General features: G+C 67.9%; 29 protein-coding genes and 1 pseudogene. 12 read left to right on the forward strand and 18 right to left on the reverse strand.

The genetic code is table 11. The features are described from left to right. Nucleotides 1-65 precede the first annotated feature (65 nt). Nucleotides 66-956 carry a DMT family transporter gene (locus DIE23_RS23485; RefSeq protein ID WP_124614328.1) on the reverse strand — a complete coding sequence of 297 codons (891 nt, stop codon included), beginning with the start codon at nt 954-956 and terminating at the stop codon, nt 66-68. 133 nt (nt 957-1,089) lie between these two features. On the opposite strand from DIE23_RS23485, the gene DIE23_RS23490 reads away from it, so the two are divergent. Beyond that, a complete protein-coding gene (locus DIE23_RS23490) occupies nt 1,090-2,025 on the forward strand; it encodes a helix-turn-helix domain-containing protein (RefSeq protein ID WP_124614329.1) in 936 nt (311 codons plus the stop codon). Nucleotides 2,026-2,088: 63 nt separating this feature from the next. Here DIE23_RS23490 and DIE23_RS23495 read toward each other — a convergent pair whose 3' ends face one another. After that, nucleotides 2,089-3,300, reverse strand: a complete 1,212-nt coding sequence (locus tag DIE23_RS23495; protein WP_124614330.1) for an alanine--glyoxylate aminotransferase family protein — start codon at nt 3,298-3,300, stop codon at nt 2,089-2,091. Nucleotides 3,301-3,534: 234 nt separating this feature from the next. Here DIE23_RS23495 and DIE23_RS39670 point away from each other — a divergent pair, with 234 nt between their 5' ends. Next, nucleotides 3,535-3,708, forward strand: a complete 174-nt coding sequence (locus DIE23_RS39670) for a hypothetical protein (RefSeq protein WP_185646524.1) — start codon at nt 3,535-3,537, stop codon at nt 3,706-3,708. Here DIE23_RS39670 and DIE23_RS39675 read toward each other — a convergent pair. Further along, a complete protein-coding gene (locus DIE23_RS39675) occupies nt 3,699-4,058 on the reverse strand; it encodes a hypothetical protein (RefSeq protein WP_185646525.1) in 360 nt (119 codons plus the stop codon). The genes DIE23_RS39670 and DIE23_RS39675 overlap by 10 nt on opposite strands. Here DIE23_RS39675 and DIE23_RS23500 point away from each other — a divergent pair. From DIE23_RS23500 to DIE23_RS23520, 5 genes are all read left to right on the forward strand, one after another. Beyond that, nucleotides 4,057-5,043, forward strand: a complete 987-nt coding sequence (locus tag DIE23_RS23500) for a LysR family transcriptional regulator (RefSeq protein ID WP_124614331.1) — start codon at nt 4,057-4,059, stop codon at nt 5,041-5,043. The genes DIE23_RS39675 and DIE23_RS23500 overlap by 2 nt on opposite strands. 30 nt (nt 5,044-5,073) lie before the next feature. Continuing rightward, on the forward strand, nt 5,074-6,072 hold the full coding sequence (locus tag DIE23_RS23505) for a 2-hydroxyacid dehydrogenase (RefSeq protein WP_124614332.1): 999 nt from the start codon (nt 5,074-5,076) through the stop codon (nt 6,070-6,072). Nucleotides 6,073-6,190: 118 nt separating this feature from the next. Further along, complete coding sequence (bluB, locus tag DIE23_RS23510; protein ID WP_124614333.1) at nt 6,191-6,952, forward strand: 5,6-dimethylbenzimidazole synthase; 762 nt, start codon at nt 6,191-6,193, stop codon at nt 6,950-6,952. A gap of 264 nt (nt 6,953-7,216) precedes the next feature. Continuing rightward, nucleotides 7,217-8,386 carry an MFS transporter gene (locus tag DIE23_RS23515; RefSeq protein ID WP_124614334.1) on the forward strand — a complete coding sequence of 390 codons (1,170 nt, stop codon included), beginning with the start codon at nt 7,217-7,219 and terminating at the stop codon, nt 8,384-8,386. A gap of 117 nt (nt 8,387-8,503) precedes the next feature. Beyond that, on the forward strand, nt 8,504-9,670 hold the full coding sequence (locus DIE23_RS23520; protein ID WP_124614335.1) for an MFS transporter: 1,167 nt from the start codon (nt 8,504-8,506) through the stop codon (nt 9,668-9,670). Between the two features lie 199 nt (nt 9,671-9,869). Here DIE23_RS23520 and fahA read toward each other — a convergent pair whose 3' ends face one another. The 5 genes from fahA to DIE23_RS23545 are packed head-to-tail and all read right to left on the reverse strand — an operon-like array spanning nt 9,870 to nt 15,833. Then, nucleotides 9,870-11,174 carry a fumarylacetoacetase gene (gene fahA, locus DIE23_RS23525; RefSeq protein WP_124614336.1) on the reverse strand — a complete coding sequence of 435 codons (1,305 nt, stop codon included), beginning with the start codon at nt 11,172-11,174 and terminating at the stop codon, nt 9,870-9,872. After that, nucleotides 11,171-12,505, reverse strand: coding sequence for a homogentisate 1,2-dioxygenase (gene hmgA, locus DIE23_RS23530; protein ID WP_124614337.1), 1,335 nt, complete (start codon nt 12,503-12,505; stop codon nt 11,171-11,173). The genes fahA and hmgA overlap by 4 nt, the downstream gene beginning before the upstream one ends. A 15-nt stretch (nt 12,506-12,520) precedes the next feature. Next, nucleotides 12,521-13,882 carry an MFS transporter gene (locus tag DIE23_RS23535; protein WP_124614338.1) on the reverse strand — a complete coding sequence of 454 codons (1,362 nt, stop codon included), beginning with the start codon at nt 13,880-13,882 and terminating at the stop codon, nt 12,521-12,523. After that, nucleotides 13,879-14,109 carry a DUF2783 domain-containing protein gene (locus DIE23_RS23540; protein WP_014897947.1) on the reverse strand — a complete coding sequence of 77 codons (231 nt, stop codon included), beginning with the start codon at nt 14,107-14,109 and terminating at the stop codon, nt 13,879-13,881. The genes DIE23_RS23535 and DIE23_RS23540 overlap by 4 nt, the downstream gene beginning before the upstream one ends. Before the next feature lie 35 nt (nt 14,110-14,144). Further along, nucleotides 14,145-15,833: an FAD-dependent oxidoreductase gene (locus DIE23_RS23545; RefSeq protein ID WP_124614339.1), complete on the reverse strand. Its 1,689-nt coding sequence runs from the start codon at nt 15,831-15,833 to the stop codon at nt 14,145-14,147. Between the two features lie 379 nt (nt 15,834-16,212). On the opposite strand from DIE23_RS23545, the gene DIE23_RS23555 reads away from it, so the two are divergent. Continuing rightward, nucleotides 16,213-17,016: an EAL domain-containing protein gene (locus tag DIE23_RS23555; RefSeq protein WP_124614340.1), complete on the forward strand. Its 804-nt coding sequence runs from the start codon at nt 16,213-16,215 to the stop codon at nt 17,014-17,016. A 224-nt stretch (nt 17,017-17,240) separates the two neighbouring features. Here DIE23_RS23555 and DIE23_RS23560 read toward each other — a convergent pair whose 3' ends face one another. Beyond that, nucleotides 17,241-17,651 (reverse strand): GFA family protein, encoded by a 411-nt coding sequence (locus DIE23_RS23560; protein WP_124614341.1) that lies wholly within the window; start codon nt 17,649-17,651, stop codon nt 17,241-17,243. A gap of 128 nt (nt 17,652-17,779) precedes the next feature. Then, entirely contained in the window at nt 17,780-18,571 is a 792-nt protein-coding gene (locus DIE23_RS23565) for an IclR family transcriptional regulator (RefSeq protein WP_124614342.1), read from the reverse strand. A 322-nt stretch (nt 18,572-18,893) separates the two neighbouring features. On the opposite strand from DIE23_RS23565, the gene DIE23_RS23570 reads away from it, so the two are divergent. Continuing rightward, the gene (locus DIE23_RS23570; protein ID WP_124614343.1) at nt 18,894-20,081 is read left to right on the forward strand and encodes an acyl-CoA dehydrogenase; all 1,188 of its coding nucleotides are present in this window, start codon (nt 18,894-18,896) and stop codon (nt 20,079-20,081) included. 140 nt (nt 20,082-20,221) lie between these two features. On the opposite strand, the gene DIE23_RS23575 is transcribed toward DIE23_RS23570, so the two are convergent. Then, nucleotides 20,222-20,860 (reverse strand): peroxiredoxin, encoded by a 639-nt coding sequence (locus DIE23_RS23575; RefSeq protein WP_124614344.1) that lies wholly within the window; start codon nt 20,858-20,860, stop codon nt 20,222-20,224. Nucleotides 20,861-21,178: 318 nt separating this feature from the next. Here DIE23_RS23575 and DIE23_RS23580 point away from each other — a divergent pair, with 318 nt between their 5' ends. The 3 genes from DIE23_RS23580 to DIE23_RS23590 all read left to right on the forward strand — a co-directional run bounded on the left by DIE23_RS23580 (nt 21,179) and on the right by DIE23_RS23590 (nt 22,482). Then, on the forward strand, nt 21,179-21,481 hold the full coding sequence (locus DIE23_RS23580; RefSeq protein ID WP_006754606.1) for a YqjD family protein: 303 nt from the start codon (nt 21,179-21,181) through the stop codon (nt 21,479-21,481). 124 nt (nt 21,482-21,605) lie between these two features. Beyond that, nucleotides 21,606-21,995 carry a phage holin family protein gene (locus DIE23_RS23585; RefSeq protein WP_124614345.1) on the forward strand — a complete coding sequence of 130 codons (390 nt, stop codon included), beginning with the start codon at nt 21,606-21,608 and terminating at the stop codon, nt 21,993-21,995. Between the two features lie 43 nt (nt 21,996-22,038). Further along, nucleotides 22,039-22,482, forward strand: coding sequence for a DUF3318 domain-containing protein (locus DIE23_RS23590; protein ID WP_124614346.1), 444 nt, complete (start codon nt 22,039-22,041; stop codon nt 22,480-22,482). A gap of 73 nt (nt 22,483-22,555) precedes the next feature. Here the strand turns inward: DIE23_RS23590 and DIE23_RS23595 are convergent, their stop codons facing one another. The 7 genes and pseudogenes from DIE23_RS23595 to glyA all read right to left on the reverse strand — a co-directional run. Continuing rightward, a complete protein-coding gene (locus tag DIE23_RS23595; protein ID WP_124614347.1) occupies nt 22,556-23,008 on the reverse strand; it encodes a type IV pilin protein in 453 nt (150 codons plus the stop codon). Beyond that, nucleotides 23,005-23,553 (reverse strand): hypothetical protein, encoded by a 549-nt coding sequence (locus DIE23_RS23600; RefSeq protein ID WP_260436150.1) that lies wholly within the window; start codon nt 23,551-23,553, stop codon nt 23,005-23,007. Before DIE23_RS23600 ends, DIE23_RS23595 begins: the two co-directional genes overlap by 4 nt. Before the next feature lie 104 nt (nt 23,554-23,657). Beyond that, a complete protein-coding gene (locus DIE23_RS23605) occupies nt 23,658-24,497 on the reverse strand; it encodes a PilW family protein (protein ID WP_124614348.1) in 840 nt (279 codons plus the stop codon). Next, nucleotides 24,481-24,903: a hypothetical protein gene (locus DIE23_RS23610; RefSeq protein ID WP_124614349.1), complete on the reverse strand. Its 423-nt coding sequence runs from the start codon at nt 24,901-24,903 to the stop codon at nt 24,481-24,483. Before DIE23_RS23610 ends, DIE23_RS23605 begins: the two co-directional genes overlap by 17 nt. Then, nucleotides 24,900-25,460: a GspH/FimT family pseudopilin gene (locus DIE23_RS23615; protein WP_124614354.1), complete on the reverse strand. Its 561-nt coding sequence runs from the start codon at nt 25,458-25,460 to the stop codon at nt 24,900-24,902. Before DIE23_RS23615 ends, DIE23_RS23610 begins: the two co-directional genes overlap by 4 nt. Nucleotides 25,461-25,613: 153 nt before the next feature. Continuing rightward, nucleotides 25,614-26,093 carry a transcriptional regulator NrdR gene (gene nrdR, locus DIE23_RS23620; protein ID WP_124614350.1) on the reverse strand — a complete coding sequence of 160 codons (480 nt, stop codon included), beginning with the start codon at nt 26,091-26,093 and terminating at the stop codon, nt 25,614-25,616. A 6-nt stretch (nt 26,094-26,099) separates the two neighbouring features. Continuing rightward, nucleotides 26,100-26,327: pseudogene (glyA, locus tag DIE23_RS23625) on the reverse strand (serine hydroxymethyltransferase); the annotation flags it as partial.

A 26,327-nucleotide genomic window follows, 5' to 3' on the forward strand; every position in this document is an offset into this window, starting at 1 on the left:
AAGGAAAACGCCCGCATCGCGCGGGCGTTTTTTATTTCCGGCGGCCGTCACGACGGCCGCGCCGATCACGCCGTGCGCAGGAACAACCGGCGCGTCAGGTCGAATGCGACGAGATTGCCGGCCAGCACGAGCAGCAGCCCGATCACCGCGAGCGGCGACCACTGGTAGCCCTCGAAGACTGTCGACACGGCCAGCGCGACGATCGGGAACAGCACCGTGCAGTACGCGGCGCGCTCCGGCCCGATCCGGCCGACGAGGGTCAGGTAGGCAGTGAACCCGATCACCGAGCCCGGCACCGCCAGATAGACGAGCGCGCCGAGATAGCGCGGGCTTGGGTCGATCATGAACGGCAACCCGGCCACGGCGCTGCCGACCGTCAGGATCGCCGCGCCGATCAGCATCGCCCAGCCGTTGGTCGCGAGCGGATGCAGCCCCATCGATTGCATCCGGCTCGACAGCAGGTTGCCGGCCGAGAAGCACATCGTGCCCGCGAACGCGATCGCGAGGCCCGTCCAGGTCGCATGATCGTCGAGGTGGCCGGCCATCTGCTGCCAGAACAGGCATGCGATGCCGGTCAGCCCGAGCAGCGCGCCGGCGATCGCGGACGGCCGCAGCGGGCGGCCCATGAACAGCCGGCCGTTGATCGAATTCAGCAGCGGCGCGGTCGAGAAGATCACCGCGACGAGGCCGCTCGGCACGACCTGCTCCGAGTAGTAGAAGCACAGGAAATTCAGGCAAAACAGCGCGACGCCCTGCGCGACGAGGTAGCGCCATGCCTCACGCGGCGGACGCACCGGCCGGCGCATCACGCGCAGCAGCGCGAACAGCACGGCCGCCGCAAGCCAGAAGCGCCACGCGATCGACACGGGTGGCGGCACGGCGCCGAGCTGCCATTTGATCGCGATCCAGGTGGTGCCCCAGATCAGCACGGTGATGAAATAAAGCGACAGGTTCATGGCGGCAACGAAGCGAAACGAGTGAAACGGGTTCCGACTATGCCGCCGCCCCGCCTGCGCGGATTGTCCGGAATTGCTGTCTTTTTCGGGCGGCCGCACGGCGCGCCGCGCTCGCGCTTATACTCGTCGCACCATGAGTTCGTCCCTGTACGCCCCGCCCGTCGATCACGCCGCCGCCCTTGCCGGCGGTGCGATGCCGTTCGGCCTGCAGTCGGTGTGCCGCACCCTCGCCGAGGCGAACGCGACGCTCGAGCGCTTCACGTGGCTCGGCGATCATCTCGCGATCGCCGAATGGACGCGCATCACCGACGAAAGCGAGACGATCTACGAACAGCCCGGCCACCATACGCTGTCGTGCTATCTCGACGGCGGCTACCGGACGGAGCGCGAACGTGTGCCGCGCTACGGCGCGCCGAGCCTGCTGTGCGCGCTGCCGGGCGACCATGAATCGCGCTGGTGGGTGCGCGGCGAGATGCACTTCATCCACCTGTACTTCCTGCCCGAGCACTTCACGCAGCGCGCGATCCGCGAACTCGACCGCGAGCCGCGCGAGCTGAAGCTCGCCGACCGCACCTATTTCGAGGATGCGCGTATCGCGGCGCAGTTCCGTTCGCTTGCGCTGGAGCGCTGGGACGATGCCGACGGACGGCTGCGCGTAAACGAGGCCGCGCACGAAGTGCTGAGCCTGCTGCTGCGCGGCCAGAGCACGACGCGCACCGACGTGCCGTTCCGCGGCGGGCTCGCGCCGGCCGTGCGCCGCCGCGTGCGCGACTACATCGACAGCTACCTGTCGCAGCCGCTGACGCTCGGCGAACTGGCGGACGTCGCCGCACTGTCCGAATACCACTTCTCGCGGATGTTCCGGCTGTCGTTCGGCCGCGCGCCGCACGCGTGGGTGGCCGAGCAGCGGCTCGCACGGGCGCGCCTGCTGCTGCGCACGACCGCGCTGCCGCTCGCGCAGGTCGCGGCCGAATGCGGCTACGCGAACGCCGGCCACTTCAGCCATCGCTTTCGCGACGCGCACGGCACGACGCCGAACGCGTACCGGCGCGCGATGCAGGGCGGCTGAGCGCCGCGCGCGTCGTTCAACGGCCGGCCGCGCCCCGCGCACCCGGCACGACCGTCTCCCCGCTTACGCGCCCCGCTGCGACAGTTCCTGCTCGAGCGCGGCCACGCCGGCCGGCAGGTCGACCGGCACCTTCAGATCGACCATCGTGCGGCCGAACGCATGCAGCGTGCGGAACAGGTTGTGTTCGCGACACTGTTCGCCCATCTGGCCGATCCGCACGATCGGCAGCCCGAACGAGCCCGAGATCTCGACCTGGTACTGCTTCGAGATATGGCCGCACACCATCCCGGGCGTCAGCCCTTCGGGCGTCTCGATCCCGACCACCGAATTGAGCCGGCAGTCCTTCGGCGCATAGAGCGCGAGCCCCATCGCCTCGACGCCCGCCTGCAACGCGAGCGAGCAGCGCAGGTGGCGCGCGAAGCGGCTTTCGAGCGTCTCCGCGCAGACGAGCCGCAGCGCCTCGTGCAGCGCGAGCACGCCCGACACCGGTGCCGTGTAGTGATAGCCCGCGTTGTGCCAGAAGTTCTCCGCGAGCGCCATGTCGAGGCACCAGTGCGCGTTCGGTTCCGGACGCTGCTTCATCCGCTCCCACGCGGCGTCGGAGAATGCGATCAGCGACACGCCGGGGATCGACGACAGCCCCTTCTGGCCGCCGGTGATCACCGCGTCGATGCCCCACGCGTCCATCTCGAGCGGCATCGTCGACAGCGTGCACACCGCGTCGACGACGACCAGCGCGCCGGCCGCCTTCGCGAGCGCCGCGATGTCGCGCAGGTCGCGGTTCCACACGGTGTTCGACGTCTCGCCCTGCACGATCGTGACGATCTCGGGCCGCTCGCGTGCGATCGCGTCCGCGATCTCGTCGAGGCTCGCGACCGAGCGGTCGGCTACTTCGAGCGTCGCGACGTCGGCACCGACGCGCGTGGCCATCTCGGCCATCCGCGCACTGAAGAAGCCGTTGCGGATCGACAGCACGCGCGTGCCGCGCCACGCGAGGTTCGAGATCGCCATTTCCATCGCGGCGGAACCGGGGCCGGCGACGCCGAGCACCCACTTCGTGCGGGTCTGGAACACATAGCGCGCCATCTCCTTCACCTGCTCGATGATCTTCGCCATCGTCGCGCCGAGGTGGTTGATCACGATCGTGTTCGCCTTCGCGACCGCGGCCGGGATCGGGACCGGGCCGGCCCCCATCATCAGCAGCGGTTCTTCGGGCAGGATCGCGTCGAGCGGCACGACGACGGGACAGGGAATCGGCGAATGATCGATGGACATGGCAGGTAAAAGAGGAAGGAAGAAAACGCTCGGACGTCGTTCGCCGCACGGCACGGCGAACTGATCGATCATTCCGCGTTCCGCGTCCGCGCGCAAGAGGCACGCGCCGCCGGACAGCGTGACGCCGGCCCGGTCGACGGACCGGGCCAGCCGGCCGCGCCCGCGTCGCATGACCGGGTTTCGTATTGCGGCGGCATTGCCGGCCGCATGCGGAACGGTTCCAACGACTGTTCGATGCCCGCGATTTTCTCCGCCAATATTGCGACGCACCTCTTGATGCCCAAGTTCAGCACGATGCACGCGTCGACCGAAATACCGGTCATCACGCTAAAAATCGCGCGACAGGAATCCGCCCTCGAAAACCGGACCTTCGCAAAAAACATCCATTACCACAGCATCTATTGGTGATCGATTTCACCCATTACCGCATCCGGCTGCGCTCCATCACGCACAACCAATTGATTTACATGGAAAACATTCAAATCCACGGCAGTTTTCCTCAATACACTCCCAGCTAACCCCGGCGCACGCCAGCGCCCCCGATCCGTTAAAGCGATACCCGTGATTTCGATTTTACGCAACCCGCCCCTTTTCTCAGGTTGACGGATATCGCTTCCGTAATGAACAATCGTCTGCAGAATCGAAAAACCGATTTTTCGATACGAACGAGAACCGAGTGTCGCGCGACGATTTTCCAGGTCGTGCACCGAAAAATCACCACCAGAATCAATCAACCGGGCCAGAAATTCGCGAGCCATGAACCAGATTCAGACCATGCGTGTGTTCGTCTGCGTCGCCGAGCAGCAGAGCTTCCGGCGCGCGGCGCACCATCTAGGCGTGTCCAATGCGCTCGTCACGCGTTCGATCGCGATGCTCGAGTCTCACCTGAACACGCGGCTGATCCACCGCACCACGCGCAACCTGTCGCTGACCGAGGCCGGCCTGCGCTACCTCGACGGCTGCCGTGCGCTGCTCGAGGAATTCGACCATCTCGAGGCATCCGTCGCGCACGCCGTGCGCGAGCCGGCCGGCACGCTGCGGGTCGTCGCGTCGGGCCTGCTGTCGCCGCCCGCGCTGACGCCGCTCGTCAGCAGTTTCCGGCACCGTTACCCCGAACTGCGCGTGCAGCTCACCGTCGCCGAGGGGCCGCTCGACGTGCTCGATTCGGGCTACGACGTCGGCATCGTGACCGGCAACCGGCTCGACGGCAACCCGACGCTGATCGGCCACGCCCTCGCACCGACCCCGTTCGTCGCATGCGCGGCACCCGCCTATCTCGAACGGCGCGGCGAGCCGCGCGCGCCCGATGACCTGCCGGGCCACGACTGGGTCGCGCTCGCGCCGCACCAGCATGCGCCCGCGTGGCGGCTGGTCGGCCACGACGGCGCCACGCATTCGATCACGGTGCGCCCGACCTGCACGGTCAACCAGCTGGCGCTGGTGCAGGCGGCGGCCGTCGCCGGGTCCGGCATCGCGGTGCTGCCCGAGCCGTGCGTCGCCGACGCGCTCGCCACCGGCACGCTCGTGCGGCTGTTGGCCGCCTACCGGATCGACGACCCGGACGCGCAGCTGTCGCTCGTCTACCCGAACCGCCAGTACGTGCCGGCCCGTACACGCAGCTTCGTCGAGCACGCACTCGAGCATTTCGGCGTGCAGGCGGCCCGCGAGCGGGCCGGCTACGGCTTCCTGCGCACGCCCGAGCGCGTCGATATCGTCACGGGCCGGCAGACGGGGCTGCAGTAAACTGCACGCGACAGCCATTGGAGGTGCAGCGTGCGCGTGATCCTGTTCAGCAGCCGGCAGTACGACGACGAATCGTTTACCGCCGCCAACCGGCAATTCGGCTATCGGCTGCGCTTCCAGCCGTCGCACCTCGACGCGGACACCGCGATTCTCGCGCACGGCTATGAGGTCGTCTGTCCGTTCGTCAACGACACCGTCGACGCGGCCGTGCTCGAGCGGCTTGCCGACGGCGGCACGCGCCTGATCGCGCTGCGCTCGGCCGGCTTCAACCACGTCGACCTGGCCGCCGCCGAGCGGCTCGGCATCGCGGTCGTGCGCGTGCCCGCGTATTCACCGCATGCGGTTGCCGAACACGCGGTCGCGCTGATCCTCGCGCTCAACCGCCGGCTGCCGCGCGCGGTCGCACGCACGCGCGAAGGCGACTTCTCGCTGAACGGCCTGCTCGGCTTCGACCTGCACGGCAAGACCGTCGGCGTGATCGGCACCGGCCTGATCGGCAGCGTGTTCGCGAAGATCATGATGGGCTTCGGCATGCACGTGCTCGCACACTCGATGCCGCCGTACGACGACGAGCTGATCGCGTTCGGCGCGCGCTACGTCGAGCTCGACGCGCTGCTGCACCAAGCCGACATCGTCAGCCTGCACTGCCCGCTGCTGCCGTCGACGCACCATCTGATCAACGCGCAGACGCTCGCGCGGATGAAGCATGGCGCGATGCTGATCAATACCGGCCGCGGCGGCCTGGTCGACGCGCAGGCGCTGGTCGACGCGCTCAAGAGCGGCCAGCTCGGCCATCTCGGGCTCGACGTGTACGAGGAGGAAAGCGGCCTGTTCTTCGAGGATCACTCCGACCTGCCGCTGCAGGACGACGTGCTCGCGCGCCTGCTGACGTTCCCGAACGTGATCGTCACGTCGCACCAGGCGTTCTTCACGCGCGAGGCGCTCGCCGAGATCGCGCACACGACACTGCTGAACATCGAGGCGTGGCACGCCGGCACGCCGACCAACGTCGTCACGTCGGGTCGCTGACCCACGGCGCCCGGCGCACGCGATCCGTCAACGATTCATCATTTTGTTTCGACTGATGTAACGCCGCACGCGCGGTGTCTGCTATCGTTGCGCCGACCTCCCCCTGCTTCTGCCGCTCATGCGTTTCGACGACTCCGCCATTGCCGCGGTCTACCGCGCCATCTTCGAACGGCGCGACATGCGCCACTTCACGCCGGCGCCCGTCGATCCGGCCACGCTCGCGCGATTGCTGCGCGCCGCACACCACGCGCCGAGCGTCGGCTTCATGCAGCCGTGGCGCTTCATCCGCATCACCGATCCCGCGCTGCGCACCGCGATTCATGCGCTGGTCGAGGCCGAGCGCCGCGCGACCGCCGATGCGCTCGGCGAGCGGCAGGACGAATTCATGCGGCTGAAGGTCGAAGGCGTGCGCGAATGCGGCGAGTTGCTGGTCGTCGCGCTGACCGACGATCGCGAGCGCCACGTGTTCGGCCGCCGCACGCTGCCGGAAATGGACCTCGCGTCCGCCGCCTGCGCGATCCAGAACATGTGGCTCGCCGCGCGCGCGGAAGGGCTCGGGATGGGCTGGGTGTCGCTGTTCGACGTCGATGCGCTGCGCACGCTGCTCGGCATGCCGGCCGGCGCGAAGCCGATCGCCGTGCTGTGCGTCGGGCACGTCGACGCGTTCTATGCAAAGCCGATGCTCGAGGAAGAGCGCTGGGCCGCGCGGATGCCGATCGACGCGTGCCTGTTCGAAAACGGCTGGGACGCGCCGGCGACGCAGGCCGCCGATGGCGCGGCATCCTCCGGCACGACCGCCGGCTCGTCGCCGTCGCCCGAGGTTGCCGCACCGGACGACCGCGCCGACTCGACACCCGCCAGCACCCTGCCCGGCCGCTGACCGAACGTACGGCGCGCGGCACGGCCGCTCCGCCGGCTTCACTCCGACCCGATATTTCTCCACGCCAGCACCACTGGACACCGCACAATCCCACACTGTGGCGCACCCTGCGCCGGCACTGCGTCGCATGCCGGCAACACCCGTTTTGACCCCGAGCATAGGGGTTTTCACTGAAGTAGAATCGCGGCTGATGTCTCCCCGCCCCGCCCGTTCCGCGCATCCCGCGCCGGCCTTGGGCCGCGGCCTTTTCCGTAGCCCACCGCGATGCCGTTACCTCTTTTCGCCCTTGCCGTCGCCGCATTTGGAATCGGTACCACCGAGTTCGTGATCATGGGGCTGCTGCCCAACGTCGCCCGCGACCTCGGCGTGTCGATCCCGGCCGCCGGGATGCTCGTGTCGGGCTACGCGCTCGGCGTGACGATCGGCGCGCCGATCCTCGCGATCGTCACCGCGCAGATGCCGCGCAAGCGCGCGCTGATGGGCCTGATCGGGCTGTTCATCGCGGGCAACCTGTTCTGCGCGATCGCGCCCGGCTATGCGGTGCTGATGGCCGCGCGGGTCGTCACCGCGTTCTGCCATGGCGCGTTCTTCGGGATCGGTTCGGTGGTCGCGAGCAACCTCGTCGCGCCGAACCGTCGCGCGCAGGCGATCGCGCTGATGTTCACCGGCCTCACGCTCGCGAACGTGCTCGGCGTGCCACTCGGCACCGCGCTCGGCCAGGCCTATGGCTGGCGCGCGACGTTCTGGGCCGTCACCGGCATCGGCATCGCGGCGGCCGCCGCGCTCGCGGCATGCCTGCCGAAGCACCTCGCGATGCCCGACACCAGCATCACGCGCGAATTCAGCGTGCTGAAGCACCCGCAGGTGCTGATGGTGCTCGGCATCAGCGTGCTCGCGTCCGCGAGCCTGTTCAGCGTGTTCACGTACATCACGCCGATCCTCGAGGACGTGACGGGCTTCTCGCCGCGCCAGGTCACCTACGTGCTGCTGCTGTTCGGCCTCGGCCTGACCGTCGGCGGCACGCTCGGCGGCAAGCTCGCCGACTGGCGCCGGATGCCGTCGCTGATCGCGACGCTCGCGCTGATCGGCATCGTCCTCGCGCTGTTCGCGGGCACCATGCACCTGCCGTTCGCGACGCTCGCGACGATCTTCGTGTGGGGCATCCTCGCGTTCGCGATCGTGCCGCCGCTGCAGATCCTGATCGTCGATCGCGCGAGCGATGCGCCGAACCTCGCGTCGACGCTGAACCAGGGCGCGTTCAACCTCGGCAACGCGACGGGCGCGTGGCTCGGCGGGACGGCGATCGGCTCCGGCGTGTCGCTCGTGAACCTGCCGTGGGTCGGGGTCGCGATGGCCGTCGCGGCGCTCGCGCTCACGCTGTGGTCGGCGTCGCTCGAACGCCGCCCGGTGAGCGGGCCGACCGGATACGTATGACCCGTATGATGCGCGGCACGCCAGCCGCGCGTCGCCGGGTTCGTTGCGCACGCAACGCCATGCGATCCTGATGGCCTTCATGGACCTTTCAACTTCCGCGGTGTAGCATCGCGGCCGATGAAAGCCATTCTCAATCGTGATTTCCTCGCGCTGATCCTGAGCGTCGCTGTGGTCGGTCTCGGCACCGGCGCCACGATGCCGCTCACCGCGCTCGCACTGACCGAAGCCGGACACGGCACCAACGTCGTCGGCATGTTGACGGCCGCGCAGGCCTTGGGCGGCCTCGCGGTCGTCCCGTTCGTCACCGCGCTCGCGCGGCGTATCGGCGCACGCCACGCGATCGTCGTGTCGGTCGTACTGCTCGCGGCAGCCACCGCGCTGATGCAGTTCACGTCGAACCTGATTCTGTGGGCCGTGCTGCGCGTGCTGTGCGGCGCGGCGCTGATGCTGCTGTTCACGATCGGCGAGGCATGGGTCAACCAGCTCGCCGACGATTCGACGCGCGGCCGCGTGGTCGCGATCTACGCGACCAATTTCACGCTGTTCCAGATGGCGGGCCCCGTGCTCGTCAGCCAGATCGCCGACGCGACGAACATCCGCTTCGCGCTGTGCGGCGCGCTGTTCCTGCTCGCGCTGCCGACGCTCGCGACGATCCGGCGCGCGCCGCTCGCCGGCGACGACGCGCATCACGCCGCGCACGACAGCTGGCTCGCCGTGCTGCCGCGCATGCCCGCGCTGATCATCGGCACCGGCTTCTTCGCGCTGTTCGATACGCTCGCGCTGTCGCTGCTGCCGCTCTACGCGATGGATCACGGCGTCGCCAGCGCGACCGCCGTGCTGCTCGCGTCGATCATGCTGTTCGGCGACACCGCGATGCAGTTCCCGATCGGCTGGCTCGCGGACAAGCTCGGCCGCGAACGCGTGCACCTCGGCGCCGGCTGGATCGTGCTCGCGGGCCTGCCGCTGCTGCCGTTCGTGATCGCGAATCCGTGGCTGTGCTGGCCGCTGCTGTTCGTGCTCGGCGCGGCGGCCGGCAGCATCTACACGCTGTCGCTCGTCGCTTGCGGCGAACGCTTTCGAGGCGCGGCGCTCGTTACCGCGAGCTCGCTCGTGTCGGCGTCGTGGAGCGCCGCGAGCTTCGGCGGCCCGCTGGTTGCGGGCGCGTTGATGGAGCAGCTGGGGAGCAATGCGCTGATCGGCGTGCTGGTCGTCTGCGTCGCCGCGTTCGTCGCGGCCGCGCTGTGGGAACGACGCGCCGCGTTGCAGCGCGCGGTCTGGCGTTGACGTTGACGTTGACGTTGACGCAGATGCAGACGCAGACGCAAACGCAGACATAGTGACGCTGACGCTCGTGCGCACCGTCACACACCGGCATGCATCGTGCGCATACGCACCGCCGCTCGCCGGCAAAACGAAAACGGCCCGCGCAATGCGGGCCGCCCTGTCCTTCCGGACTACGCGTGACGTGTCGAGCCGCAGTCCGTCACGCGCTCCGCGCTGGAAGGATCTTGCCGGCACACGCGCCGAAGCCGACGCGATAGCCGTCGCCCTGGCACCAGCCCGCGAGCGTGAGCTCGTCGCCGTCCTCGATGAACGTGCGGCTGCCGCCGCCATTCAGCGCGAGCGGCTCCTTGCCGTTCCACGTCAGTTCGAGCAGGCTGCCGAACGAGTCCCTGGTCGGCCCGCTGATCGTGCCCGAACCCATCAGGTCGCCGACGCGCGTGTTGCAGCCCGCGACCGTGTGATGCGCGAGCTGCTGCGCCATCGTCCAGTACATGTGCCTGAAGTTGGTGCGGCAGATCGACGTCGCTTCGGCGGCCCCCTCCGCGCGCAGCGTCACTTCCAGCGCGATGTCGAACGCATGCATGCCCGCATGCCGCAGATACGCGAGCGGCTGCGGCGACTGCTCGGGCTGCGCGACGCGGAACGGTTCGAGCGCGTCGAGCGTGACGATCCACGGCGAGATCGTCGTCGCGAAGCCCTTCGAATTGAACGGGCCGAGCGGCACGTATTCCCACTGCTGGATGTCGCGCGCGCTCCAGTCGTTCAGCAGCACCATCCCGAAGATGTGCGCTTCGGCGTCCTCGCACGCGATCGGCTCGCCGAGCGCGTTGCCGCGGCCGACGATGAAGCCCGTCTCCAGTTCGATATCGAGCTTGCGGCACGCGCCGAACACCGGACGCTCCTGGTCGGGCAGCTTCAGTTGCCCGTTCGGGCGTCGCACCGGCGTGCCGCTCACGACCACCGACGACGCGCGGCCGTTATAACCGATCGGCATCTCCGACCAGTTCGGCAGCAGCGCATTCTTCGGATCACGGAACATCGAGCCGACGTTGGTCGCATGCTCCTTCGACGAATAGAAATCGGTATAGCCGGGAATATCGACCGGCAAGTGCAGCGTCGCGTCGCGCTGCGCGACGAGCACTTGCGCGCGCAACGCGGCGTCGTCGCGCAGCCGCGCGTCGTCGCGCGAGAACAGGTCCGACAGTTGCACGCGCACGCCGCGCCACGCATCGCGGCCGAGCGCGATGAACGGGTTGAGCGTCGGCGCGCCGAACACGTCGGCGCCGGCCGGCAGCGTCACGAGGCCCGCACGCGCGAGCGCGGCGAGATCGACGATCTGGTCGCCGAGCGCGACGCCCGCATGGCGCGCCGCCTGCTTCGCATCGCTGAAGATCCCGAACGGCAGGTTCTGGATCGGGAAATCGCAGGCGGGATCGTTCGCCGTCTCGATCCAGCTCTTGCGAGCCGGGTCGAGCGTCGCGCGCCAGTCTTGGGTGTCGCTCATTTTTGCTCCGGATTGAAGTGTTTCTTGATGCCTTGCCAGCATTCGAAGTAGTCGGCCTGCAGTTGCGCGGTGTCGAGCGCGTAGCGCGTCGGCCGGATCAGCGTGCGGGTTTCGAACATGAACGCCATCGTCGCGTCGACCTTGTGCGGCTTCGTCGTGTCGCTCGCCGACGCCTTCTCGAACGTGTCCGCGTCGGGCCCGTGGCCCGACATGCAGTTGTGCAGGCTCGCGCCGCCCGGCACGAAGCCCTCGGCCTTCGCGTCGTACGCGCCGTGCACGAGCCCCATGAATTCGCTCGCGACGTTGCGATGGAACCACGGCGGGCGGAACGTATCCTCGGCCGCGAGCCAGCGCGGCGGGAAGATCACGAAGTCGATCGAGTCGACGCCCGGCGTGTCGCTCTGCGACTGCAGCACGAGGAAGATCGACGGATCGGGATGGTCGAAGCTGATCGAGCCAATCGTGTTGAACAGGCGCAGGTCGTATTTGTACGGCGCGTAGTTGCCGTGCCACGCGACGACGTCGAACGGCGAATGGCCGATGTCCGCGCGCCACAGCCGGCCGTTCAGCTTCGCGATCAGCTCGAACGCGCCTTCGCGGTCTTCGTATGCGGCCTGCGGCGTCAGGAAGTCACGCGGGTTCGCGAGACCGTTCGAGCCGATCGGGCCGAGATCCGGCAGGCGCAGCAGCGCGCCGAAGTTTTCGCAGATGTAACCGCGCGCGTCGCCGTCCGGCAGCGCGACGGAAAAACGCACGCCGCGCGGGATCACCGCGATCTCGAACGGCTCGACGTCGAGCCGGCCGAATTCGGTCGCGATGAAGAGGCGCCCTTGCTGCGGCACGATCAGCAGTTCGCCGTCCGCGCTGTAGAAGAAGCGGTCCTGCATCGAGCGGTTCGCCGCGTACAGGTGGATCGCGCAGCCGTTCATCGCGGCCGCCGAGCCGTTGCCGGCCATCGTCACGAGCCCTTCGACGAAATCGGTCGGCTCGACCGGCATCGGCAGCGGATCCCAGCGCAGCTGGTTCGGCGGCGTCGGCGGCACGTCGGCCGAATCGCCGAATTCCGACACGAGCCGCTGCGGGCCCGTGAACGGCTCGAACGGCCGGTGCACGGCCGCCGGCCGGATTCGGTACATCCACGAGCGGCGGTTGTGGCCGCGCGGCGCGGTAAACGCGGTGCCCGACAACTGCTCCGCATACAGCCCGTACGGCGCGCGCTGCGGCGAGTTGCGGCCGTGCGGCAACGCGCCGGGCAGCGCCTCGGTCGCGAATTCGTTCGCGAAACCGCTCAGGTAGCCGGCGGTCGCCGGTTTCGACAGGTCAAGCGTCATCGTTTCCTTTCTCCATCAATTCATGGCGGCGTTCGGCGCCTGCGCACCGTTGCGCCGCGTTACGCCGGCCAGTCCCAGCACGAACAGCGCCGAGCACAGCACGGGCACCGCGGCCGCATGGAACAGCGCGCCGTTGGTCCAGTTGAGCGCAATCAGTTGTCCGCCGACGAGCGGACCGAGCACCGAGCCGATCCGGCCGATGCCGAGGCTCCAGCCGATGCCGGTCGAGCGCAGCGACGTCGGGTAATACTGGCCCGCGAGCGCGTTCACGGCCGGCTGCCCGCCGACCACGCAGAATCCGCCCGCGAACACGACGAGCAGCAGCCACGGCAGCGCATGCGCGACCGAGCCGATCAGTCCGACGGAGACGGCCGCGCACGCGAAGCACGCGAACAGCACGCGCACGAAGCCGTGGCGTTCGATGAACCAGCCGAGCGACAGCGTGCCGATCACGCCGCCCGTCTGCAGCACCGTGCCGACGATCACCGCCGTGCCCGGCGAATAGCCCGCGTCGCGCATCACGGTCGGCAGCCAGTTCGACAGGAAGTACAGGTCGATCAGGTTCATGAAGCTGATGGCCCACAGCAGCAGCGTGACCGGCAGGCGACCATGGCGGAACAGCTCGGCGACCGGCGCGCCGCTCGCCGCGCGCTCGCGCACGACGAGGCGCGTGTTCGCGTCGATGCCGGCCTGCGGCGCGAAGCGCGCGAGCCAGTCGCGTGCCTGCGCGTCGCGCCCTTTCAGCACGAGGAACTGCAGCGACTCGGGCAGGCGCGCGAACATCGCGAGCGTCAGCACCAGCGGCACCGCGCCGCCGACGAAGAACACCGAGCGCCAGCCGAGCGCCGGAATCAGCGCGGCGCTGATGAAGCCGCCGATCGCGGCGCCGAGCGTGAAGCCGCACGACACGATCATCATCCGCTTCACGCGATGCGCGGCCGGGCTGAACTCGCCGACCAGCGCCATCGCGTTCGGCATGATGCAGCCGAGGCCGAGGCCCGTGACGAAGCGCAGCGCCATCAGCACCGGAATCGAACCCGCGAACGGCGTCGCGAGCATCGTCACCGCGAAGAACAGCGTCGAGCCGATCAGCACCGGGCGCCGCCCGATCCGGTCGGCCAGCACCGACAGCCCGAGCGCGCCGAGCAGCATCCCGAACAGGCTCGCGCTGAACACGGGCCCCAGCGTCTGCTTCGGCACGCCCCATTCGGCGATCACGCTCGGTGCGACATACCCCATCGCCTGCGCATCGAAGCCGTCGATCACGAGACACAGCCCGCACAACACGAGCAGCATCCAGTGAAAGCCCGGACGATGAGTCTCGTCGATCACGCGCTCGACTTCGAGCACGCGCGCGTCGGCCGGCGCCGCGCTCACTGCGCCACCTCGGCAGCCGGATGCACGGGCGGCGTCACGCCCTGGCGCGCGAGCGCCATCGCTTCGCGCAGCACGTCGGCGTCGCCGATCTGGTTCGCCAGCAGCAGGATCAGCTTCGCGTTGACGAGCTGGCTGTCGGCGTCCGACAGGTCGCGATGCATGTCGATCAGCGCTTCGTAGAACGCGTCCGGATCGGCCAGGCGCGGGCGGGTATCGAGTCGGGGCATGACGGGTGTCTCCAGTGCCGGTGTCGTTGTCGTGTTCAATGCGGTGTTCCGCGTGCGCAGCTCGCGCGCGCCAGTGCGTCGGCGATCGCCTGGCGCTCGAGCGTGCGCATCCGCGCGCAGACGTGCTGGTCGGGGCGCAGCAGGTAGAACGTGCCGGGCTTCGCGTCGTAGCGTTGCGCGACGAAACCGTCGACGTCCTCCACGACGTCGACGCCGGCCACCGCTTGCGCATGCCCGGCCGGCACGACCAGCACCGGCCGCACCGGCAGCGCGAGGCCGTCGAGCGCCTGCGCGAGCGCGGCGGCGTCGCCCGGCAACCCGAACAGCACGCCCGCGAAGCCATCGCCCAGATGCCGCAGCAGCCAGCCCGACGCGCCCTGCGCACGCACCGGCGCATCGGCCGCCGCCGCGCCCGGCCGCATCGCGCACGCGAACGCGTCGCCATCGCGGTCCGGTGTATTCAGCGGCGAATCGGTCAGCACGGCCGGCACCGACAGGCGGCCGCTGTTCACGAGCTTGCGCGCGAATTCGCAGTCGCGAGCAAGCTTCAGCGTCGCGTCGCGGAACACGCGCGACACCGCGCTCTTCGGCGTGATGAAGTCGGTCGAGCGCGTCGAATTGCGGATGTTCTCGTCGGCCGCGAACTCGCGCTCGCTCGCATAGGTGTCGAGCAGGCGGTCGTCCGCGCGGCCGTCGAGCACGAGCTTCAGCTTCCATGCGAGGTTGTCCGCGTCCTGCACGCCGCTGTTCGCGCCGCGCGCACCGAACGGCGACACGCCGTGCGCGGAATCGCCCGCGAACAGCACGCGGCCATGACGGAACGTATCCATCCGCTGGCAGCGGAACGTATAGACGCTCACCCATTCGAGTTCGAACTCGACGTCCGCCCCGAGCAGCGCGCGCACGCGCGGGATCACGCGTTCCGGCTGCTTCTCGGCGACCGGATCGGCGTCCCAGCCGAGCTGGAAGTCGATGCGCCACACGTTGTCGGGCTGGCGGTGCAGCAGCACCGACTGGTTGCGGTGAAACGGCGGATCGAACCAGAACCAGCGCTCGGTCGGGAATTCCGCCTTCATCTTCACGTCGGCGATCAGGAAGCGGTCCTTGAACGTGCGGCCGCGGCTCTCGAGGCCCATCGCCGCGCGCATCGGGCTGCGCGAGCCGTCGGCCGCGATCACGTATTGCGCGTGCAGCGTCTCGACGCCTTCCGGCGTCTCGACGGTGAGCGTGGCGTGTTCCGACGATTGCGCGACACCCGTCACCTTGTGCTTCCAGCGAATGTCGAGGTTGGGCAGCGCGAACGCGCGCTCGGCGAGATAGCCTTCGACGTAGTACTGCTGCAGGTTGATGAACGCGGGACGCGCGTGGCCTTCCTCCGGCAGCAGGTCGAACGCATACAGCTGTTCGTCCTGCAGGAACACCTTGCCCACGTGCCAGCTCACGCCCTTGTCGACGAAGCGCTCGCCGCAGCCGAGCCGGTCGAAGATCTCGAGCGTGCGCTTCGCGAAGCAGATCGCGCGCGAGCCCGTCGACAGCGTGTCGTCGTCGTCGAGCAGCACGACAGGTACGCCCTGCTGCGCCAGGTCGATCGCGGCCGACAGGCCCACCGGGCCCGCGCCGACGACGATCACCGGGTGGATGGCCGCGTCATCGCCGGCGGCCCGCATCGCGCGCGGCCGGTAGTCGAACTTCAGCGTCTGGTAATCGATGCTCATGGTCGCCATCCGCTCCTCAGCCCCGCCGTCCGTGCGCCGCCGCGCGCTGCGTCGTTCCGCTCATGCCCGTTGCCGGCCGCTGCCGCGGCCCGACCTGCTCCGTCCACTTCCTGTCAACCGCCACGTCTCGCTCCTTGCTTCCTGTTGATTGGATTCGGGAAACGGCGCCGTTCCGGGCGCCCGAACGCCGCTTTTCTTGATCGGCGACAAATCCTTGGATTTACGAATAGTAAAACCAATTACGAATAGTGAAATCAACGTAAACCCTAGCCATTGGCTCGAGGACGGGATAACCATATGAGCGAAACGCCAAGCCGAGCCGGGCGCGCGCTGCTAATATCAAGACATGAGGCGGCCCTTTCGGCCGCCATTTTTCCTTCCTACGCCGATGATTCCGCCCAACATTCCCGAGCTGGTCGTCCGTGCCGGGCAACTGCCCTATCTGCGGGAACACCTTGCGCTCGCCGAGGGCGGCACCGCGTGCGCCAATCTGCCGGAGCGCACGCTCGCGAGCGCGTATGAACCGATCTACGACGTGACGATGCCCGGCGCGCCGCAGTCGACGTCGTTCGCGGACGCGATCGAGCGCTACGGCGACGAACTCGGCTTCCAGGCCGTCACGCTGGTCACGGGCGCGCCGCACGACCCGGTCGACTCGGCCGTCGACGACCAGACGCTCGTCGCGATCGACCGGCTGTCGCGTGCGCTGCACGCGATCAACTTCTTCGGCGCGCAACGCCACGGGTTGCTGTTCCTGCGCGTGCACGAACGGTTGCTCAAGAGCGTGAAGTACGACCATGGCAAGCATTTCTCGTCGGTGCTGCAGCGTTTCGGGCTGCCGACCGAGCGGATCGTGATCGAGCTGCCGGCGGTCGCGGTCGCGCACAAGACCTTCCTCGGCTACCTGACGCGCAGCTACCAGCATCACGGCTTCAAGGTCGCGGACAAACTGCCCGACCCGGGCCGGATCCTCGCGGTCGAATCGGAGATGGCGCGCCCCGACTACATCAAGATGGATGCGGGCATCGCACTGCGCGACGGGATGGTGAAGGCGTTGGTCGCGTATGCGCAGCGCGTGCGGATTCCGCTGATTTTCGACGGCGTCGTCGACGAGACGCAGTGCGAGCTGCTGCGCCAGCACGACGTGCGGTTCATGCAGGGGCCGGTGTTCGCGAAGGTCGTCACGGCCTGATTGACGGCGTGGCTGCCGGCTCGCGGGGCGGGGCGCGCCGCGCCGGATCGTGGATTCGATTCAACGAGTGTGTTGCTGCGGGGATCGGGGTGTCGGCACGCCGGGTCGTTCGTGGCGCGATGCCGCGCGGTACTCGGTGCTTTATCCGTCACGCGCAACAGTCGAACCTGCGTTGAACACGCTCGCATGTTCGATGCCGCCGCATCGCCACCGATGGCCGCGGCCTAGTCTCTTCCGCCGTCGGCGTATTTCGGCAGATCGTCGCCGATCTCGATGCCCGGGAAACGGTCTCCGTACCAGACATGCCACGCAGGATGCAGCCGCGACGGCTCGTCGAGCGTCGCATAGTTGATTTCCACGGTAGTCGGGGCTACAGCCAGCCGGTACTCGAGCTGCGCGCCGCAGCGGCCGCAAAAGCGCCGCTCGCCCCACGCGCTCGACGCATAGACCGTCGGCTCACCCTGCAGATACTCGAATGCGTCGATCGGCACCGAGGCCGACGCGACGACCGCCGCACCCGTCGTGCGCTGGCAGAGCCGGCAATGGCAAAAGCCTGCGTCGGTTGGAATGCCGGCGATCCGGTAGCGGATCGCTCCGCATGCGCAACCGCCTTCCATGGTTTCCGGGTGGGGCATCGCGAACCTCGTCATCGTCGGAAAGCTGGTGGACGATGATGAGCGTGGTTCGCGCGCGTTGCAACCGGCCGCGGCGCCCTCTCCCGTGCCCGAGCCCCCCCGACGACGCACAGCTCGCGGCGCCCGTTTCAGACCGTCTGCCCGAGCCGCTGCGCGAGCGCCTTCAGCTTCGGCCCGACCTGCGTGCGGAAGACGTCCTCGTCCATCGACGACGCCGGCCCGCTGCAGCTCAGGATCAGCCAGCGCCCCTCGCGCGGCTCGCGAAACGGCACGGCCGCCGCGTTCACGTCCATGTGCCATGCGCGGAACGAATAGCAGCATCCGCCCGCGGAAAATTCGGCCACCGCGTCCTGCGCGGCCGCGACGAGCGCATCCGCGTCGGCCGAGCCGCCGGCTGCCCGGTGCAGATCGGCATAGAGCGCGCGGCGCACGTCCTCCGGCTGCACGGCCAGGTATGCGCGCCCCATCGAGCTCGTCAGCATCGACAGCCGGGAGCCGGGCGCCAGCCCGAGCGTCAGCGCCGTTTCGCTGCGGATCGTCTCCAGATAGATCATGTCGAGCCCGTCGCGGCAGCCGAGCGACACGGCCGCGCCGATCTCGCGCGCGAGCGCCTGCATGTGCGGCCGCGCGAGATCGAGCGTCCCCGAGCCGGACAACAGCGCGTAGCCGAGCGACAGCACGCCGGCGTCGAGCGCATACTTTCCGAGCGTCTCGTCGTAGCGCAGGTAGCCGAGCACGGTCAGCGTATAGGCGAGCCGGTTCACCGTCGCCTTCGGCAGCCCGGTGCGCTCCGCGAAGTCGCGATTGCCGAGCATCGTCTCGCCGGGCCGGAATGCGCGCAACAGGTCGAGGCCGCGCGCGAGCGCAACGACGAACTTGCGTTCGTCGATCGTGGTTTCGTCGATGGTTGAAAGCGTCATCTGATGCTACACTGGGTTCGTTTTGCAAAACATTGTTCCGCACAGCGAAACTCTAGTCAAGCGAACTTTAGACATCGGGCCAGGCAGCGAAGCGCCAACCCGGGACCGACCGTAAGGCATGAGACCAGAGCAAGCGTTGAAGCGCCAACTCTGACCGACCGCGAAGCATGGAGCCGGAGTAAGTGCTGAAGTGCCAACTCTGGACCGACCGCGAAGCATGGGGCCAGAGTAAGCGCTGAAGCGCTAACTCTGGGCCGACCGCGAAGCATGGGGCCAGAGTAAGCGCTGAAGCGCTAACTCTGGGCCGACAGGAGATGAAACGATGACCGCTGCAACTTTTCATTGGGACGATCCGCTGCTGCTCGACCAGCAACTGACCGAAGAAGAGCGGATGGTGCGCGATGCCGCGTACGCGTACGCGCACGACAAGCTCGCGCCGCGCGTCACCGAGGCGTTCCGCCATGAACGCACCGACGCCGAAATCTTCCGCGAGATGGGTGAGGTCGGCCTGCTCGGCCCGACGATTCCGGAAGAATATGGCGGCCCCGGCCTCAATTACGTGAGCTACGGGCTGATCGCGCGCGAAGTCGAACGCGTCGACTCCGGGTACCGCTCGATGATGTCCGTGCAGTCGTCGCTCGTGATGGTGCCGATCCACGAATTCGGCTCGGACGCGCAGAAGCAGAAATACCTGCCGAAGCTCGCGACCGGCGAATGGATCGGCTGCTTCGGGCTGACCGAGCCGAACCACGGCTCCGACCCGGGCAGCATGGTCACGCGCGCGAAGAAAGTGCCCGGCGGCTATTCGCTGTCCGGCGCGAAGATGTGGATCACCAACTCGCCGATCGCCGACGTGTTTGTCGTGTGGGCGAAATTGGAAGAAAACGGCAAGGACGCGATCCGCGGCTTCATCCTCGAGAAAGGCTGGAAGGGCCTGTCGGCGCCGGCGATCCACGGCAAGGTCGGGCTGCGTGCGTCGATCACCGGCGAGATCGTCCTCGACGAGGTGTTCGTGCCCGAAGAGAACCTGATGCCGAACGTCAGCGGCCTGCGCGGCCCGTTCACGTGCCTGAACTCGGCGCGCTACGGGATCGCCTGGGGCGCGCTCGGCGCAGCCGAGTCCTGCTGGCACACCGCGCGCCAGTACGTGCTCGACCGCAAGCAGTTCGGCCGGCCGCTCGCCGCGAACCAGCTGATCCAGAAGAAGCTCGCCGACATGCAGACCGAAATCACGCTCGGCCTGCAGGGTGTGCTGCGTCTCGGCCGGATGAAGGACGAAGGCACGGCGGCTGTCGAGATCACGTCGATCATGAAGCGCAACTCGTGCGGCAAGGCGCTCGACATCGCGCGGCTCGCGCGCGACATGCTCGGCGGCAACGGCATCTCGGACGAATTCGGCGTCGCGCGCCACCTCGTGAACCTCGAAGTGGTGAACACGTACGAAGGTACGCACGACATCCACGCGCTGATCCTGGGCCGCGCCCAAACCGGCATCCAGGCATTCTTCTGATCATTCGCGTGCGCTGCGCGGCGCCCTTCGCGCCGCATCGCCACCGCTGAAACGACACGGCCCGCCCGGCATCGCTGCCGGCCGGGCCGTTTTCGTCGGCGCGCGCGTTCGTCACGCGCCGCCGATGCGGCAGCCGCCGCTTACTTGTTCGGCTGCGGCGTGAGGCGCAGGTACGGACGCACGGCGTTGAAGCCTTTCGGGAAGCGTTGCTTCAGCTCTTCCGGATCCTGCAGCGACGGCACGATCACGACGTCGTCGCCGTCCTTCCAGTTGCCGGGCGTCGCGACCTTGTAGTTGTCGGTCAGTTGCAGCGAGTCGATCACCCGCAACACTTCGTCAAAGTTTCGGCCGGTGCTGGCCGGATAGGTGATGGTGAGCCGCACCTTCTTGTTCGGGTCGATCACGAACAGCGAGCGCACCGTCAGCGTTTCGTTCGCGTTCGGGTGGATCATGTCGTACAACTGCGACACCTTGCGGTCCGCGTCGGCGATGATCGGGAAACCGACGACGGTCGACTGCGTTTCGTTGATGTCGTTGATCCAGCCCTTGTGCGATTCGACGCCGTCGACCGACAGCGCGATCACCTTTACATTGCGCTTCTCGAATTCGCCCTTCAGCTTCGAGGTCAGCCCGAGTTCAGTCGTGCACACTGGCGTGTAATCGGCCGGGTGCGAGAACAGGACGCCCCAGCTGTCGCCCAGCCACTCGTGAAACTTGATGGAGCCCAGGCTCGATTCCTGCTCGAAATCCGGTGCGATGTCGCCAAGACGCAGACTCATGATGTTCCCTCCTCGAACGATGCTGGTTGAAACCGCGCGCTGGACGGCGCGGGACAGTCCGTCAGCTTACGGGAAGCAATGGGACATGCGAACGATTATTACGTTTGATATTCATACTTTTTTGTCATTTTTGCCGGGTGGCGAACCGGGACGGATGGCGCACTGGGAAACTTTTCGCATCGTCTGCGGCTCTGTTGATGATTGCGAGTCGTTTAACATGCAGTCTTGCACTGCCGCCGTGTGTCGTCCCGGCTCGCCAGCGGGCAGGCGTTTCGCTAGGATGTGAACCTGCAGCATGACAGCATGAAGGGAGTTGCAATGTCGGAAATCAACAAGGAGAAACTGATGTCGGATATCAAAACCGTTCTCGCGGACGCCGAGGATCTGCTCAAGCAAGCGGCGAGCAGCACGGGCGACCGTGCGGCCGAACTGCGCGAAAAAGCCATGTCGCGCCTGAAGCAGGCCAAGGAAAAGGCAACCGACGTCCAGGTCGTGGTGGTCGAGAAAGGCAAGAAGGCCGCGCGCGCGACCGACGACTACGTGCACGAGCATCCGTGGACGTCAATCGGCGTCGCCGCCGGCGTCGGCGTGCTGATCGGTCTGCTGATCAACCGCAAGTAACGCGCTCAGCGCCGTTCCGCCCCATGTGCCGCCCGGTGCGGCACATGGGTGCCGAAGCCGGCCGGTGGTTCGCCACCGGCCGGCTTTGACCTAGCCGTTCACTGCGCGCGCAAGCGCCTCATCCATGACGACAGACACCCACCCGCAGCCGTCCGGCCAGGGACCGCTGCGCCGCCTCGTCGGCTCCGCGATCGGCCTCCTGCAAACGCGCCTCGAACTGGTCGGCATCGAACTCGCCGAGGAGAAGGAACGCCTGATGGGCGTGCTGTTCCTCGGGCTCGCCGCCATGATGCTCGCGACGATGGCGCTCATCAGCCTGACCGTGCTCGTCACGATCGCGTTCTGGGACACCTATCGCTGGCAATCGCTTGCGGCCATCACCGCGCTGTACGCGATCGCCGGCATCGTATGTGCGGTGAAGGCACGCGCAGGCCTGAGCGATGCGCCGACCGTGTTCGAGGCGACGCTCGCCGAGCTCGACAAAGACCGCGAAATTTTCCGCGGCAAGCCGTGAACGCAGTCGCGTTCGCCCCTCTCACCTACTTCGCCGACGCGCCATGAGCCAGAACGTCACGGGCAATTCACCCCGCCCCCATTCGTCGCGATCGAACTGGAGCGCATCGCAGCATCGCGCGCTCCGCAAGGAATTGCTGATCCTGCGGTCCGAGGTCGAGCGGCTCGAGCTTGCCGAAGCCGCCGCCGAAATGCGCCACGCCGTCACGCGCTTCAGTTGGCTCAAGGTGTTCATTCCCGGCCTGTCGAGCGGCAAGTTCAGCCAGTCCGCCAGGAACCTGAACGCGAGCCTCGGGCAACTCGTCAACCAGTATCCGATGTTGAGTTCGCTCGCATCGCTCGTGCTGGCGAAACCCGTTCGCTCGCTGCTGCGCGCGAGCGCGGGCCCTGCGCTGAAGTGGGGCGCCGTCGGGTTCGCCGCGTGGGAGGTCTACCAGATCTGGAAACAGTCGCGCGACGAACGCGGACCTGCCGCGAACGACGACTGACACGCGACGACAGACGCGCACGGCCCTGTGCCGTCGCGCGTTCTCCGTGGGCTTGCCGTGCGTTGTCGCGTGATCAACGTACGCCCCAGCATGTCCGCTCCTGCGTGTCAGCCTCTCCGTCATTCGATCCCGCATTGCCTTTCGTCCCGTCCGAGCGCAGCGTGAACGCGCCGCATGCGTCGTTGTGCATCGGGCCTGCATCGAGCGGACTCGCAACGAGTTCATAGGCCACGGGCGCATCGTCGCCGACCGATCGCCGCAGCGCCACGCTGTAGACCGCGTGCCCGTCCGGCGGCGCCTGGGCGTATGCGTCCGGCAGCGTCTGTGGCGGCGCGCCGTCCAGCGTTTCGAGAAATTGAGCCGCGCGGTAGAGCGCGGCGACCGCGGATGCGCGATGCATGCGCGCGACATGCTCGCGATACGACGGGATACCCCACCCGGCCAGCACGGCGACGATCGCGAGCACGATCATCAGTTCGAGCAACGTGAACGCCGCCGATCGTCGCAGCAATGCAGGCCGTTTCATCGATGCACCGCCGCGACGCGACGCCAGCGCTGCGCAACGATGCGTCCGTCGCGCAGCGCGACCTGACTCTGCAGCCAGACCACGCTCGACGCATGGCCGCCGACACCACGTGCGGTGATGAGGTAAGCGCGACTCCCTTGCGGACCGACGCCTCGCCAGGCTTCGATCAGGCAACGCGGCGGCTGGGCCGCCATCGGCCAGGAGGCAAACGGAACGAATGCGTCGGCGACGCTCAGCGCGGGCGTACGCCGCCATGCATCCGGCTCGCCGGGCGACGCGGGTTCGTCCATGTACGGCGCCCCGCCCCGGAACAACCGCTCAGTACAGGCTACCAGCGCTGCATCGGCCGCGTGAAATGCAATCAACCGGTCCGACAATGCACGCGTGCGGCGCGATTCCATCAGTGCGGATTCGAACCAGGTACCGGTCAGCGCGGCGACCGCCGCGCCGACCGCGATCACGGCAGGCAGTGCAAGGCCGGCGTCGCGACGCCGGCCGCGGCTGGCGAACGGAAAGCGTGTGCGCGTTGCTCTTCGGCTCGGCATGAGGCCCTCACCGCGTGCTGCATGTCGCAAAACCACGGCGCGCCTCCTTGCGCGGCTTGCCGCGATTCGCATCGCAAGTTCGCCGACGAATCCGTTTGCGTGGATCATCGCAATACCTCATGGTCCTGCGCCGCGTCGCGGACGGGATCGGCGAATGCGACCGCGGCATTCCGCAACGCAACGATTCGATGCAGCACCAGATGCGCGCGACCATCCTGCGAAACGGCCGGGCGACCGTCGCAATCGACATGACGCGCAGGCCTGTGCATCGGTTCGCCACGCGCCCGCACGCATACATGCACGGCGACGACATCGTGCCAGTCGCCGGCGCCCATCGCCTCCGCGTCGACGAACTGCACGCCTTCGCGACGCAGGTAACGCACGCGCAGTTGGTCGATGCCGGACATGACGGGTTGCGGCGTACCCGGGCGCCCGCTTCCCTCGCAGTACAACTCCGGCTCGCCCGTCGACGGACTGACATGCGTGTCGAAACGGTTTTCCACAAGCGACCGCTCACCGGGAGCGCCGACACCCTGCCCGAGACAATCCGACACCTGGGCGCTGATCGTCGGCCACGTCGACACCGCGTCGCCGACATACCGAACCAGCACTGCATCCGATGCCGCGCGCACGGCTTCGCAGCGCACCTGCGCGCCATCGCCTCGGACGCGCCCCGCGGAACAGCCGAACACCGGCGGCAACGACGACGCGCCTTCGACATCGAGCGGTCGAAACCCGGCCATCTGGATCTGCTGGCCGATCAGCATCAATGCGGTCGCGGCCGCGTCGCGCATCCGGAACCCGTCTTCCGCGCGCCGCTGCGCGACGCGCTGAGCGTGATACAGCGCACCGGCCGCGGCAAGCACAAGCAGGCCGACGGTCATCGCGATCAGCACTTCGAGCAGCGTATGCGCGCGGCTGCGGCGATCAGCGTTCATCGGCATTGGCCCCGGCCTCCCGAAACGGAATCCGCACGCACGACGGCGGCTTGATCGTTGCCCCCGCGCCTTCGCACCGCGTTGGCGCCGCCGCGTCGGCGTGGCGCCAGCCGACTATCACGTAGCGGATACCGCCCGGCCCGCCGTCGAGCGTCATCGTGCCGCCGGGCAACGATGCGACCGCGAGCGCCGCGATGCCATCGCCATCGCCGGCGTCTGCGACTGCGTGCCGGCGCTCGACGCGTGCGTCGGCCAGCCACAGCGCGCGTTCACGCCAGATCGTCGCCCGCTGTGCGCGCGTCATCGCGAGCTGGCTGCCGGCGACAGCCAGCATCACGATTGCGAGCAGCGCGACGGCCAGCACCGCTTCGAGCAGCGACGTGCCGTGCATCGACTTGAGCGCGCGCTTCATGCCGCGTCGCAACGACCGGCGACGACGCGCGCCCGGCCGCCCGCCGCGATCCGGATGCAGCGCGACACGCGCGTGTCGTCGCCGGACAGCGCGCGCTGCGGACGCAATTCAAAACGCCTGATCCCGCCGATCACCTGGCCCGCCGGCGGCGCAAATGCCAGATCGTGCGCCGCGCCCGCAACGGCGATATCGGCATCGCGCGGATAGCGCCGCAGCACGCGCGACTGCCCGTCGAACTGCCCGCTGACGATCCAGCCGCACGACCATTCCGCCGGGTCGCACCGCTCGCCGGAGCGCACGCAGTCGCCATCGCGCCCGGCCCGGCACAGCGTGACACGCACGCCGAGACGCGTCGCCTCGGCGCGCGCGAACGACAACGCACCGAGCAGTGCGCGCGAGCGAGCATCCACGCGTTCGCGCGTGCGCCACTGATCGAATGCAGGTGCCGCGTAAAGTCCGATCGCGGCTGCCAGCGCGATCGCGACCATCAGCTCGACGAGCGTGAAGCCGCCGCAGCGTCGCATGCGTTTTTCAACGCCCTGCCGGTACAGTCCCATCGCCATCGCCCTCCGTCAACGTGATGCGACGACTGTAGCGACGCGTGCGAACGTGCGCCATTAGCCGAACGGCCGACTGGCGACATGCGATCGCGGCCGACACAATCGGCGCGAACTGAACTCACGGAGAAGACGATGAACGGACGCAGCGCGTCAGCGCTTACGCGGAGGCTTGGAGGGGGCCGCGCGACGGAACTCTTCAATCACGTCGGCAAATTCGGAAACGTCCTCGAACCGGCGGTAAACCGATGCGAAACGGACATAGGCGATCGTATCGAGGCCGCGCAACTCGTTCATCACGAGTTCGCCAAGCTTCTCGCTACGCACTTCGCGCTCGCCAGTTGCGAGCAGCTGATATTCGATGCGGGCGACCGCCGCGTCGATCGCGTCAGCCGCAACCGGCCGCTTGCGCAGCGCGAGTTGCATGCTGGCGACGATCTTGCGACGGTCGAATTCCGTGCGGCTGCCGTCCTTCTTCACGACGGCCGGCAGGTTCAGCTCGACCCGCTCGTACGTCGTGAAGCGCTTGTCGCAAGCCGAACAACGACGGCGCCGACGAATCGCGGCGCCATCTTCGGACACGCGCGAGTCGACGACCTGCGTGTCCTCATGCCGACAGAACGGGCAGCGCATGCCGGATCAGCGATAGACCGGGAAACGCTTGGTCAGCTCGGCCACTTGCGCGCGGACGCGCTCGATCGTCGCTGCATCTTCCGGGTTCTCGAGCACGTCGGCGATCAGGTTGCCGACCTGCTCGGCTTCCGCAGGGCCGAAGCCGCGCGTGGTCATCGCCGGCGAACCCAGACGGATGCCGCTCGTCACGAACGGCTTTTCCGGGTCGTTCGGGATCGCGTTCTTGTTCACCGT

The organism is Burkholderia sp. Bp9143 (genome assembly GCF_003853645.1).
GTDB lineage: Bacteria > Pseudomonadota > Gammaproteobacteria > Burkholderiales > Burkholderiaceae > Burkholderia.